Consider the following 12939-nt stretch of genomic DNA (forward strand, 5'->3'; position numbering starts at 1 on the left):
GAAAGAGATCCGTACCCCCGACCGGATTCGAACCGGCGCTACTGCCTTGAGAGGGCAGCGTGCTAGGCCGCTACACAACGGGGGCTTGATCCTGCTGATCAAGGGATTTCCGGGAGAAACCGAAGAATCCCTTGCTGGGGTACCAGGACTCGAACCTAGACTAAGTGAACCAGAATCACTCGTGCTGCCAATTACACCATACCCCACCAAAACGCCACCCTTTTGGGGGTTTTGTCTGGCTTGCGCCCCGGTCCGGCCTGTCGGCCCGCCCGAGCGGCGCAGGAAGAACATTACCCGATGGTGGACGGGCCACCAAAACGAGTATCGCCGTGCCACAGACGGCAGAGGCGGCCACCGGGACCCGGTGGCCGCCCCCGTACGCGCATGAAGAGCGCGAGGAGTCGGCTACGCCGTCAGCTTCGCCAGCGCCGCGTCGACGCGGGCCAGCGTGCGCTCGCGGCCCAGCACCTCCAGGGACTCGAACAGCGGCAAACCGACCGTGCGGCCGGTGACGGCGACGCGCACCGGCGCCTGGGCCTTGCCCAGCTTGAGGCCGTGCTCCTCACCGGCCGCCAGGACCGCGGCCTTCAGGGTCTCGGCGTCCCACTCGGCCTCGGCGAGCCGGGTACGGACCGAGGCGAGCAGGGCGTCCGCGCCTGGCTTCATCGCCTTCGTCCAGGACGCCTCGTCCTCCACCGGCTCGGCGAGGAAGAGGAAGTCCACGTTCGCGGTGATGTCGGACAGGACCGTCAGCCGGGTCTGGGCCAGCGGGGCCAGCGCCTCGAAGGCGGCCGAGTCGAAGGCATCCGGGGCCCAGGGCGCGTGCGGCGCCTTGAGCCAGGGCCCGCACGCCTCGATGAACGCCTTCACATCCAGCTGCCGGATGTGGTCGGCGTTGATCGCCTCGGCCTTCTTGAGGTCGAAGCGCGCCGGGTTGGCGTTCACCTGGGCGATGTCGAACGCGGCGACCAGCTCGTCCATCGAGAAGACGTCCCGGTCGGGCGCCAGCGACCAGCCCAGCAGGGAGAGGTAGTTGAGCAGGCCCTCGGGGAGGAAGCCGCGCTCGCGGTAGAGGTTGAGCGAGGCCTGCGGGTCGCGCTTGGAGAGCTTCTTGTTGCCCTCGCCCATCACATACGGCAGATGGCCGAAGGCGGGCACGGTGCCGCCTCCGACGCCGATCTCGGCGAGGGCGCGGTAGAGCGCGATCTGACGCGGGGTGGAGGACAGCAGGTCCTCGCCGCGCAGCACATGGGTGATCTCCATCAGCGCGTCGTCAACCGGGTTGACGAGCGTATAGAGAGGGGCGCCGTTGGCCCGCACGATCCCGTAGTCCGTCACGTTCTCCGGCGTGAAGGTGAGCTCGCCGCGCACCAGGTCGGTGAAGGTGATCGGCTCGTCGGGCATCCGGAAGCGCACGATGGACGAGCGGCCCTCGGCCTCGTACGCGGTGCGCTGCTCGGCGGTCAGGGTGCGGCACTTGCCGTCGTAGCCGGAGGGCCGGCCGGCCTTGCGGGCCTCCTCGCGGCGCTCCTCCAACTCCTCGGCGGTGCAGTAGCAGCGGTACGCGTGGCCGCTCTCCTGCAGCCGCTCCGCGACGTCGCGGTAGAGGTCCATGCGCTGCGACTGGCGGTACGGAGCGTGCGGGCCGCCGATCTCCGGGCCCTCGTCCCAGTCGAGGCCCAGCCAGCGCATCGCGTCCAAGAGCTGCTGGTACGACTCCTCGGAGTCGCGCGCGGCGTCGGTGTCCTCGATACGGAAGACCAGGGTGCCGCCGTGGTGCCGGGCGAAGGCCCAGTTGAACAGGGCGGTGCGGACCAGGCCGACATGAGGGTTGCCGGTCGGCGAGGGACAGAAACGTACCCGCACGGGAGCGGAGGGGGTTGCGCTAGCCACGCTTGATCACCTTGTTGGTGAGAGTGCCGATGCCTTCGATGGTGACGGCGACCTCGTCGCCGACGCTGAGCGGTCCGACGCCCGCCGGGGTGCCGGTGAGGACGACGTCGCCTGGGAGCAGCGTCATCGCCTCGGTGATGTGCACGATCAGGTCCTCGATCGGGCGCACCATCTCACTCGTACGGCCCAGCTGGCGCTGTTGGCCGTTGACGGTGCAGCCGATGCCCAGGCCCGCGCTGATGTCGGCGGGGTCGATGCCGGTCTCCACCCAGGGTCCGAGCGGGCAGGAGGTGTCGAAGCCCTTGGCCCGGGCCCACTGCTTCTCGCGCTTCTGGACATCGCGCGCGGTGATGTCGTTGGCGCAGGTGTAGCCGAGGATCACGTCCTTGACGCGCTCCCTGGGCACCTCCTTGCACAGCCGGCCGATGACCACGGCCAGCTCGGCCTCGTGGTGCACCTCCTGGGAGAAGGAGGGGTAGACGATCGGGTCGCCGGGGCCGACCACGGAGGTGGACGGCTTGAAGAAGGCGACCGGGACGTCGGGGACCTCATTGCCCAGTTCGGCGGCGTGCTCGGCGTAATTGCGGCCGATTGCGACGATCTTGTTGGGCAGGACGGGCGGCAGCAGCCGGACCTCGCTCAGCGGGACCGTCCGGCCCGAACGCTCGAATTCGGCGAAGGGGTGGCCTTTGATGATGTCGATCACAGGGCCGTCCTGGGCGGACGGTCCGTCCTCGACCACGCCGAAGGCGACGTTGCCGTCGATGGAGAACCTGGCAATGCGCACGGGAAGCTGCTGCCTCTTCACTGGACTCGCTGGAGACTGACGCTCCAGGCTATCGCTCCGCGACCCGCGCGCCTCTGCCCATTTTGTCCGCTCGTCCGCGAAGTGGTTCTCCGATGCCCGCAGGCCCCCTTGATCCCCTCCGGCCCCCGGCTCAGCTGTTGGGCGCCTTGGTCAGGATGGTGCGCTTGGGGTTGGCGGTCTGCGTCGGGAGTTCGACGGGGTGCTCCGGGCGCTCCTCGGCCGCGGTCTGCAGCTCGTCGGCGTCCTTCAGATGCGCCAGCGTGGTGCGCCGCGGGTTGGCTATGGTGCGGAACATCATCGTCGTCTTCACGTGAGTCATGCCTCGTGTTGTTGTCGTTTTGACCGGCTGCGTAAAGCGTCAGGCTAGAGGCCCCTTTGCCCACCGTTCCGGGAAAGAAGTCGCGATCGGCTTGTGAGTTTCCTCACGACTCCTCGGGCAAATGCCACATTAAAGGCAGTCACCCCAAGCTCCCGAAACGGATATTTCCGCCCCGAAGCTGACGTTCCGATCTTGATCATCGCCACCCGGACACGCGCTGTTTGCGGGCAACTCGCAGGAAAAAGTCCGTTATCGCCGAGATGGCTTTCTACGTCCGGTAATAAATCCCGTACTGAGCGTCACACCCGTCACAGCATTTTCGCTTGCCCTTGTTGCAGCATCCGGCACTGTGCTGGAATTCCCGGAACCGCCGCAGACACAGCCGGCGCGCAGGGGGTGCCAGGAGAAGGAGACGCCGAGCGGCGGTGGCTCCTCTTCTCGACTACGGAAGGATGCGCGCCGGTCACTCACGACCGCCAGGGGGGCCTGACACCGTCCCCCATGACTCGACACCGCTTCACCGCATATCCGGTGAAGCGCCTGGTCCAGAGGTTGCGACACTAGTGCAGGGACGTTTCAAGAGGGAAGGTAAGGGGTCTCCCCAGGCCCTCCAGGGCCGAGGGGATGGCTCGGCGGACCCGGGGCCGCGCGGTGGGACCGACCGCGGCTCCTCACCCCCGCGCGCCCAAGTCACGGGACGGGCCCCGGCCGACCATCAGGGTCCGGAGTCCGCTACACAGACCGGCGGTGCCGCACCGGCCGCCCAGCCCAAGTCGAAGAGCCCCAGCGGACCTGGTAACAGGCTCGCCCTGCGCAACTGGCGCATCAGCACCCGGCTGGTCTCGCTGCTGGCCCTCCCCGTGGTCGCCGCGACCACCCTGGGCGCGCTGCGGATCAACAGCTCGCTGGACAACATCGAGCAGCTCGACCGCATGAAGCTGCTGACCGAGATGACCCAGCAGGCCACCCAGCTGGCTAACGCCCTCCAGGAGGAGCGCGACAAGTCGGCGGCGCCGCTGGCGGGCAAGGGCAACGCCAAGGACGACCGCGTCGTCGCGACCCGCGAGAAGACCGACCGCGAGGTGGCGGCGTTCAACCGGGCCACCCAGGACCTCGATCCCGGGGACAAGGCGCTGGCGGGCGTGCAGTCCACGCTCGTGGACATCAGCAAACAGCTCGGCAATATCAGCCAGATCCGCGACTCCGCATATCAGGACGATCAGTACTACTCGCTGACCGCCCAGGACTACAACGAACTGATCGACTCACTGCTGCTGCTGTCCCAGGACATGGCCCAGGCCACCAGCAACAGCGACATGATCAACAATACCCGTGCGCTGGCCACCTTCTCCTCCGCCAAGGAGTACGCCTCGATCCAGCGCGCGCTCATCAGCGCCGCGCTCGCCGACCCCAAGGGCCCCGAGTTCTCCGCCAACGACCGCCGCTTCGCCAGGACCGCGGTCGACAAGGAGGAGGAGGCGCTGCGGCGGTTCAACCAGATCCGCGACGGCGACTCCGAGGATCTGCTGGAGCCGCTGGACAGCCGCGCGGACATCAAGTCGGCGACCCTGTACGCCGACCGCGCCGTACGCGACCCCCGAGGGCTCCAGGCCGAGAAGCGCTCCGCCATCGACTGGTACGACCAGGACTCCATCAAGATCGATGAGATGGCCCGGATCGAGCAGACGCTGCTGGGCGAGATGAAGCAGAAGGCGCGCGATCTACGCGCGGAAGCCCAGCAGGACGCGATCCTCAACGGCGCCCTGATCCTGCTCGTCCTCGGCGTCACGCTGGTCGGCGCGTTCGTCGTCGCCCGGTCCATGGTCCGCTCGCTGCGCCGGCTGCAGGACACCGCCCAGGAAGTCGCTCAGAAGCGGCTGCCGGAGCTGGTCAAGCAGCTGTCCGAGTCCGACCCGCAGGACGTGGACATCTCCGTCGAGTCCGTCGGCGTGCACAGCCGGGACGAGATCGGCAAGGTGGCCACGGCCTTCGACGACGTGCACCGCGAGGCGGTCCGACTGGCCGCCGAGCAGGCGCTGCTGCGGGGCAACGTCAACGCGATGTTCACCAACCTCTCGCGCCGCAGCCAGGGCCTCATCCAGCGCCAGCTCTCGCTGATCTCCGAGCTGGAGAGCCGCGAGGCCGACCCGGACCAGCTGTCCTCGCTCTTCAAGCTGGACCACCTCGCGACCCGTATGCGCCGTAACGGCGAGAACCTGCTGGTCCTCGCGGGCGAGGAGCCCGGCCGCCGGTGGACCCGACCGGTCCCGCTGGTCGACGTGTTGCGCGCGGCGGCGTCCGAGGTGGAGCAGTACGAGCGCATCGAGCTCAGCTCCGTGCCCACCAACGAGGTGGCCGGACGGGTCGTCAACGACCTGGTGCACCTGCTCGCCGAGCTGCTGGAGAACGCCACCTCGTTCTCCTCCCCGCAGACCAAGGTCAAGGTCACCGGTCACGCGCTGCCCGACGGCCGGGTGCTGGTCGAGATCCACGACACCGGCATCGGGCTCTCCCCCGAGGACCTGGCGGCGATCAACGAACGGCTGGCCAGCCCGCCCACGGTCGATGTGTCGGTCTCCCGGCGCATGGGCCTGTTCGTGGTCGGCCGGCTGTCGCTGCGCCACGGAATCCGCATCCAGCTGCGGCCGTCCGACTCGGGCGGCACCACGGCGCTGGTCATGCTGCCGGTGGACGTCGCCCAGGGCGGCCGCAAGCCGGGCGCTCCGACGCCGGGCAATGCGGGCCAGGGTGGTCCGGGCGGCCCCAGTGGCCCCGGCGGTCCCGGCGGTCCCGGCGGTCCCGGCGCCCCCAGTGGCGGCTCGGCCGGAATGCTGGGCTCCCTGCCGTCGCGGCGGCAGGTCCCCGGCTCCGGTTCGCGGGCCGCGCTGCCCGGCAGCGGGCTGCCCACCCGCCCCGTCGGCGCGGGCGCGGGCGCTTCGGGCGCCGCTCCCGCCGGCCCCAACTTCTTCGAGGGCGGCAACAACCGGCCGCCCGGCCAGAAGAACGCCCCGGCGGGCCCGCCCGGAGACTTCGCCGGGCGTCCCCCGCTCCCCTCTCGCGGCGATGCGCGCGGCGACGGCCCGACCGTGGCCCCGCCGACCGGTGCTCCGATACGCGCGGACTCCGGCGACGACCAGGGCGGCCGTCCGCAGCTGCCGTCGCGCGGCGCGGCGCCCGAGCTCCCCGGCCCTCAGGAGCCGGGCACCAGCTGGGGTGCGCGCCGGTCGGGCGAGGACGATTGGCCGACCACGCGCGAGGCGATGGACGCGCCCCGCGGGCACGAGGAGAACGACACCACCGGTCCGTTCGCCCGGCCCCAGCTGGGCCAGTCGGCGAGCGTGTTCGAGCCACGGCGCGGCCCCGGTGACACGGGCGAGTTCGCGCTGCCGGGCCAGGGCAACGGCGGCCGCGACCCGCTGGCGGGCCGCGGCCCAGGTGACACCGGCCAGTTCGCCCGGCCCGAGCTGGGCCAGGGTCCCGGCGACACCGGCGAGTTCCCGCAGCCCCAGTTCGGCCGCGGTCCCGGCGATACCGGTGAGTTCCCCCAGCCGCAGCTGGGCCGGCGCCCCGGCGACACCGGGGAGTTCCCGCAGCCCCAGTTGGGCCAGGGTCCCGGCGACACCGGCCAGTTCGCCCGGCCTCAGTTCGGCCGGCGTCCTGACGACACCGGAGAGTTCCCCCAGCCCCGGTTCGGCGAGCCCGCCGGGCAGGGGGGCCGTGGGCCCGGTGACACCTCCGAGTTCGCCCGGCCCGACTTCAACGCCCCGCGGCCGGAGGCCGACACCGGCTCCTACCGCCAGGGCGGCCCGGGCGTCGGGCGCGATCAGAACTCCGGCACCGGGGAGTTCCCGCTGCCGCAGGGCCCGGGTGGCGGCGGCGCCCCGGGGCCCGGCTCGCTCCCGCCCGCAGGGCCCGGCGACGGCCGGACGCCGATCTTCGACACGATCGAGTCGAACTGGTTCCGCTCGCAGGACGGCGGAACCCTGGGCGACGGCCAGCGGCTGACCACTGAGCCGCCGGGATCCGGCCGCCCGGCGTCCGCCGTGCCCCCCACCCCGCCCCGCGACCCGCAACCGACCTCCCGGGGCACCGGCGAGGCCGCCGGAGTCGGCGCCGGACCGGGCGCCAACGGCTCCGGTACGAACGGCTCGGGTACGAACGGATCCGGTACGAACGGATCCGGCCTCGGAACCAACGCCTTCGGGGCGTCGGGGACGAACGGCTTCGGCCCCGGGGCGAACGGCAGCGGCCCGGCGTCCAACTGGCGTACCTCGCCGAACGACGACAGCTGGCGCCGCGCCGGGCAGCTTCGGGAGGAGGGACCCGCGGCGGGCGGTGTGACGTCTTCCGGGTTGCCACGCCGCGTACCGCGCGCGAATCTCGTGGAAGGCGCCGCACAGCAGCAGCAGTCCCGTCCGACCGGACCGCAGGTCTCGCGCGCGCCCGATGATGTGCGCGGGAGGCTGACCAACCTCCGCCGGGGGATCCAGCAGGGCCGCCGGGCCGGAACCGGCCCGAGCGGCAATCACGATCGCGGCGTAGGCCCGACTTACCAGCAGGAGCGTTAGTTGAGCCCGATGAGCCAGGCGGCGCAGAATCTGAACTGGTTGATCACGAACTTCGTGGACAACACCCCCGGGGTGTCGCACACGGTGGTGGTCTCCGCCGACGGACTCCTTCTGGCGATGTCCGAAGGCTTTCCCCGTGACCGGGCCGACCAGCTGGCGGCCGTCGCCTCCGGTCTGACCTCGCTCACCGCCGGAGCCTCCCGCATCTTCGAAGGCGGCGCGGTCAACCAGACCGTCGTCGAGATGGAACGAGGCTTCCTGTTCATCATGTCCATCTCCGACGGCTCCTCCCTCGCCGTACTCGCCCACCCCGAGTGCGACATCGGCCTCGTCGGCTACGAGATGGCCCTGCTCGTCGACCGCGCGGGCAGTGTCCTCACCCCGGACCTGCGCGCCGAACTGCAAGGCAGCTTGCTGAACTGACCGACCACCCGCCGCCCACCCGCTCGGCTGACAGGCCGAACGCCCCCCAAACGGCACCGACCGACGGCAACACCGTCACCTTCCTGTCCCGACCGGAGGACCCATGACCCCGCCCCCTGCCTCGCCCGGCCCGTACGGCGGCCATCATCATTCGCCGTACGGGAGTGAAGGCGACCAGCCGTTGGTGCGCCCGTACGCGATGACCGGTGGCCGGACCCGGCCTCGCTACCAGCTCGCCATCGAGGCGCTGGTCTCCACCACGGCGGACCCCGCGCATCTACAGGGGCTGCTCCCCGAGCACCAGCGGATCTGTCATCTGTGCCGGGAGGTCAAGTCGGTCGCCGAGGTGTCCGCACTGCTCAACATGCCGCTGGGGGTGGCCCGGATCCTGGTCGCCGACCTGGCCGAGGCGGGGATGGTGGCGATCCATCAGCCCGGCGGTAACTCGGACGCGGGCGGGACCCCGGATGTGACACTGCTCGAAAGGGTGCTCAGTGGACTTCGCAAGCTCTAGCGGCGGTGCCCCGCCGGCCCGTGCGACCACTTCGGCCAAGATCGTGGTGGCGGGCGGCTTCGGCGTGGGCAAGACCACGTTCGTCGGCGCGGTCTCGGAGATCAACCCGCTGCGCACCGAAGCCGTGATGACCTCCGCCTCGGCCGGGATCGACGATCTGAGCCATGTGCAGGACAAGACCACGACGACCGTGGCGATGGACTTCGGCCGCATCACGCTGGACGACGACCTGATCCTGTATCTGTTCGGCACGCCCGGACAGGACCGGTTCTGGTTCATGTGGGACGACCTGGTCCGCGGCGCCATCGGCGCCGTCGTCCTCGTCGACACCCGCCGTCTCTCCGACTGCTTTCCCGCGGTCGACTACTTCGAGAACTCCGGGCTCCCCTTCGTCATCGCCCTCAACGGCTTCGACGGACACCAGCCCTACACCCCCGAAGAAGTCCGCGAGGCGCTGCAGATCGGCCCGGACACCCCGATCATCATCACCGACGCCCGCCACCGCAGCGAGGCGAAGAGCGCGCTTATCACACTCGTGGAGCATGCCCTGATGGCTCGGCTGAAGTAGGCGTAAAATCCCGGAAGTTGTCCGAAATCCGTTGACCGGAGCGGGCTGTGTCCTATGACACGGCCCGCTCGGGCGTTCATAACGTTTCGACAGAGAAATAGATGGGATTCGATACGGAGCGCGTTCGGACAGCTCCGTTGCGCGCTCAATTAGTTAGCTGTTTGACATGTCTCACCCGTAACGCCCCTTTTATCTCTGGTCCAGACAACTGGTCGGATGGTTGGCCGACTGTTTGGAAAGCACCGACGCAGCATGCTGGAATTCGCTGAACTGGGCGGTACGGGCTCAGCTGGGAACGGCACGACACAGGTGCCGACGCCGAGAGGTTGTTGGTCGAGTGAGGCGAAGCATGCCGGACTCCGCGAAACAGGTGCGGGGGAACTTCACCCCGCCGCCGCGCACAGCGGCGCCACCCGCCGGTGCGACGGAGCTCCCTGTCGCGACCGGCGGGCGCCTGTCGCCGCGGAACTGGCGGGTGCCGGCCCGCCTGAACGCGATCATGCTCATCCCCGTCCTGGTCGCCCTGCTCTTCGGCGGCTTCCGCGTCCAGTCCTCCGTTTCCACCTGGAACGCGGCCGAGGACGCCGAGCGCACCGCCCGGCTGGTCCGCGCGGCCGCTTCCTACAGCCACGCTCTGGTGGACGAGCGCGACCGCACCGCGGTTCCACTGCTGACCGGTTCCGCCGAGGACGAGGTCAAAAAGGCCCGGGCGGCGACCGACGCCGCGAAGGCCGAGTTCGACAAGTACGCCGCGGACATGCCGAACACCGCGAGCCTCAAGCGTCGCCTCAAGGCTTTTCAGGCGGTGGAGCCGCAGCTGGCCAATCTGCGCCGCTACGCCTACACCGACCGGCTGAACGGGGTGAAGACCGAAGAGGGCTATGTCGCGGTCGAGCACTCACTGTTGGAGTTCGCAAACGAACTGGGTCTGGGCACCGGCAACATCACCTCCTACGGCCGCACCGTCTACGCGGTCTCACTGGCCAAGGGAGCTGAATCGCTCCAACGCTCCATTGGCAGCCATCTGCTGGTCAAACCCGGCCCCTCGGCCGTCGACCGTAAGACCCAGCTCACCGCCTTCGGCTCGTACGTCTACCTGGAGAACATCGCCCTCACCGAGTTCCAGTCGGCCGGCCTCCCCGAGGACGTGGCCCGGCTGAAGCAGGCCATGGCTGAGGGGAAGAAGAAGAGCGAGGCGCAGGTCAAGGAGGCCCGGCGGAAGGCCGCCGCCGAGGACCGGCAGTTCGTGGTGCCGCCCTCGATGGAGCAGATGATCGAGGCCATCGGCAGCGGCGAAAGGCCGGCGGACCTCAAGGAGCGCGGCATCACCCCGGAGTCGTGGTTCGCCGCTTCCACGGCCAAGTTCGACGCCTATCGCGAGATCGAGAAGGACCTCGTCGACAAGGCGGTGAACGAGGCTTCGCAAATCTCCGCGAACGCAAAGCGCGACGCGTTTGTGAACTCCGCCATCGTGCTGCTCGCCCTTCTGCTGGCCTTCATCGTGGCGGGCCGGATGGCCCGCTCCATGAGCCGCAGCATGCGACAGCTGCGCAACACCGCCTTCGACGTCGCCGAACAGCGGCTGCCCATGCTGGTCGACCAGCTCTCCAAGGCCGACCCGGGCCGGATCGACACCCGGGTGACCCCGATCCCGATCACCACACGGGACGAGATCGGCGAGGTGGCCCGGGCCTTCGACCAGGTGCACCGCGAGGCGATCCGGCTCGCCGCCGAGCAGGCGATGCTGCGCGGCAACGTCAACGCGATCTTCACCAACCTTTCCAGCCGCAACCAGGGCCTCATCGAGCGCCAGCTCTCGCTGATCTCCGAGCTGGAGAACCGCGAGGCCGACCCGGACCAGCTCGAGCACCTTTTCCGGCTGGACCACCTGGCGACCCGTATGCGGCGCAACGGCGAGAACCTGCTGATCCTCGCGGGCGAGGAGCCAGGCCGCCGCTGGAACCAGCCGGTGCCGCTGATCGACGTGTTGCGCGCCGCCTCCTCCGAGGTGGAGTCGTACGAGCGGATCGAGCTGGCCGGCGTCCCGGAGACCGAGATCCACGGCAACGCCGTGACCGACCTGGTGCACCTGCTCGCCGAGCTCCTAGAGAACGCCACCACCTTCTCCTCGCCGCACACCAAGGTGCGGGTGACCGCGACCCGGCTGCCCGACGGCCGCGTCATGATCGAGATCCATGACAAGGGCATCGGCCTGACCGCCGAGGACTTCGCGGACATCAACCACAAGCTGGCCAATCCGCCCACCGTCGACGCCGCCGTCTCGCAGCGCATGGGCCTGTACGTGGTCGGCCGCCTCGCCGACCGGCACCACATCCGGTGCCAGCTGCGCCCGTCGGGCGAGCAGGCGGGCACCACCTCGCTGGTGATGCTGCCGGACGCGATCACGCACGGCGGAGGCGGCGAGGAGCTGCCCGGAAACCAGGACTTCACGGTCTCCCCCCGGATCGGCCAGGAACAGGCCCAGCAGGCCCCGCAGGCGCCCCAGGCCCCGCAGGCCGTCCCTACGGCCTCGCAGGCCCCTGTGGCGCCGCAGACGCCGCAGACCGTCCAGCCGCAGACCGCCCAGGAGCCCGCCGCACCGCGCACCGCCGCCGACTTCGGCTTCGACGACTCGGCATACGGCGGCGATCCGCTGTTCGGGCCGATGTCACAAACCGGGGCATCCGCCCCCGCAGCGCCGACCGGACCGGCCATGCCGTTCCCGTCTTCTGCGCCGTATTCCGAACCGGAATCGGAATACAGGACTCCGACGGAATCCGCACCGCCGCCGTACGCCGACTTCACGTCCGCTTCCCACCAGGGAAATTGGAGCGACACCGGTTCGTTTGAGTCGCCCTTTGCATCAAACTACCCAGTACAAACGGAATCTGCGCCAAGCGCTCCCGAAGTTGCCTCGGAAAGCGTAGAGTTCCACCGTCCGGGACCCTCCCCGAGCACCACCAGCTCCCTGGCCGACGCCGGTCTCCCCCGCCGCGAGAAGCAGTGGCAGCCGTCGGAGGACTCAGGGACCCAGCAGCCGACCGCGGAACCGGTGGCGCCCGCGGCGCCGGAGCTGCCCGGTCAGGACTCGGGGGAGCACACTTTCTCGGACACCTTCACGTGGCACCCGGAGAACGACCAGCGCTGGCACCGAGCCGAACAGCTGCGTGAGCCGAAGGCCGGCGGGATCACCTCTTCCGGTCTGCCCCGGCGAGTGCCCAAGGCCAACCTGGTCGAGGGCACCGCGGAGTCGACCGGAGCGGGCGGCCCCCAGGTCTCCCGCGCGCCGGAGGACATCCGCGGCAGGTTGAGCAACCTGCGCCGCGGCGTCCAGAAGGGGCGCCAACAGCGTGACCAGCATGACCAACAGGGCTACGGCCCCGGCAGCAGCTACGATCAGGAGCGTTAGTGTGAGCCCGATGAGCCAGGCGGCGCAGAACCTGAACTGGTTGATCACCAACTTCGTGGACAACACCCCCGGGGTGTCGCACACGGTGGTGGTCTCCGCCGACGGACTCCTTCTGGCGATGTCCGAAGGCTTTCCCCGTGACCGAGCCGACCAGCTGGCGGCCGTCGCCTCCGGTCTGACCTCGCTCACCGCCGGAGCCTCCCGCATCTTCGAAGGCGGCGCGGTCAACCAGACCGTCGTCGAGATGGAACGAGGCTTCCTGTTCATCATGTCCATCTCCGACGGCTCCTCCCTCGCCGTACTCGCCCACCCCGAGTGCGACATCGGCCTCGTCGGCTACGAGATGGCCCTGCTCGTCGACCGCGCGGGCGGCGTCCTCACCCCGGACCTGCGCGCCGAACTGCAAGGCAGTCTTCTCAACTAGCAAACACAAAGAT

Annotated in this window: 9 protein-coding genes and 2 tRNA genes; 6 read left to right on the forward strand and 5 right to left on the reverse strand. The window is 69.6% G+C overall.

The window, feature by feature from the left end:
• Window positions 1-12: 12 nt before the first annotated feature.
• The 5 genes from ACH4U7_RS30965 to ACH4U7_RS30985 all read right to left on the reverse strand — a co-directional run bounded on the left by ACH4U7_RS30965 (window position 13) and on the right by ACH4U7_RS30985 (window position 3011).
• A tRNA-Glu gene (locus tag ACH4U7_RS30965) sits at window positions 13-85 on the reverse strand.
• Between the two features lie 49 nt (window positions 86-134).
• Window positions 135-206, reverse strand: a tRNA-Gln gene (locus tag ACH4U7_RS30970).
• A 199-nt stretch (window positions 207-405) separates the two neighbouring features.
• Window positions 406-1893: a glutamate--tRNA ligase gene (gltX, locus tag ACH4U7_RS30975; protein WP_398531080.1), complete on the reverse strand. Its 1488-nt coding sequence runs from the start codon at window positions 1891-1893 to the stop codon at window positions 406-408.
• On the reverse strand, window positions 1886-2680 hold the full coding sequence (locus ACH4U7_RS30980) for a fumarylacetoacetate hydrolase family protein (protein ID WP_398531081.1): 795 nt from the start codon (window positions 2678-2680) through the stop codon (window positions 1886-1888). The genes gltX and ACH4U7_RS30980 overlap by 8 nt, the downstream gene beginning before the upstream one ends.
• A 151-nt stretch (window positions 2681-2831) precedes the next feature.
• Window positions 2832-3011 (reverse strand): hypothetical protein, encoded by a 180-nt coding sequence (locus ACH4U7_RS30985; RefSeq protein ID WP_089510884.1) that lies wholly within the window; start codon window positions 3009-3011, stop codon window positions 2832-2834.
• A 572-nt stretch (window positions 3012-3583) separates the two neighbouring features.
• On the opposite strand from ACH4U7_RS30985, the gene ACH4U7_RS30990 reads away from it, so the two are divergent.
• From ACH4U7_RS30990 to ACH4U7_RS31015, 6 genes are all read left to right on the forward strand, one after another.
• Window positions 3584-7588 (forward strand): nitrate- and nitrite sensing domain-containing protein, encoded by a 4005-nt coding sequence (locus ACH4U7_RS30990; protein WP_398531082.1) that lies wholly within the window; start codon window positions 3584-3586, stop codon window positions 7586-7588.
• Between the two features lie 9 nt (window positions 7589-7597).
• The gene (locus ACH4U7_RS30995) at window positions 7598-8011 is read left to right on the forward strand and encodes a roadblock/LC7 domain-containing protein (protein WP_391191378.1); all 414 of its coding nucleotides are present in this window, start codon (window positions 7598-7600) and stop codon (window positions 8009-8011) included.
• Between the two features lie 103 nt (window positions 8012-8114).
• Window positions 8115-8525, forward strand: coding sequence for a DUF742 domain-containing protein (locus ACH4U7_RS31000; protein WP_043486671.1), 411 nt, complete (start codon window positions 8115-8117; stop codon window positions 8523-8525).
• Complete coding sequence (locus ACH4U7_RS31005; RefSeq protein WP_358643641.1) at window positions 8506-9093, forward strand: ATP/GTP-binding protein; 588 nt, start codon at window positions 8506-8508, stop codon at window positions 9091-9093. The genes ACH4U7_RS31000 and ACH4U7_RS31005 overlap by 20 nt, the downstream gene beginning before the upstream one ends.
• Before the next feature lie 349 nt (window positions 9094-9442).
• Entirely contained in the window at window positions 9443-12502 is a 3060-nt protein-coding gene (locus tag ACH4U7_RS31010) for a nitrate- and nitrite sensing domain-containing protein (RefSeq protein ID WP_398531083.1), read from the forward strand.
• 10 nt (window positions 12503-12512) lie between these two features.
• Window positions 12513-12926 (forward strand): roadblock/LC7 domain-containing protein, encoded by a 414-nt coding sequence (locus ACH4U7_RS31015; protein ID WP_179285426.1) that lies wholly within the window; start codon window positions 12513-12515, stop codon window positions 12924-12926.
• Window positions 12927-12939 lie beyond the last annotated feature (13 nt).

This window comes from Streptomyces sp. NPDC020845, assembly GCF_044334165.1.
Lineage (GTDB): Bacteria > Actinomycetota > Actinomycetes > Streptomycetales > Streptomycetaceae > Streptomyces.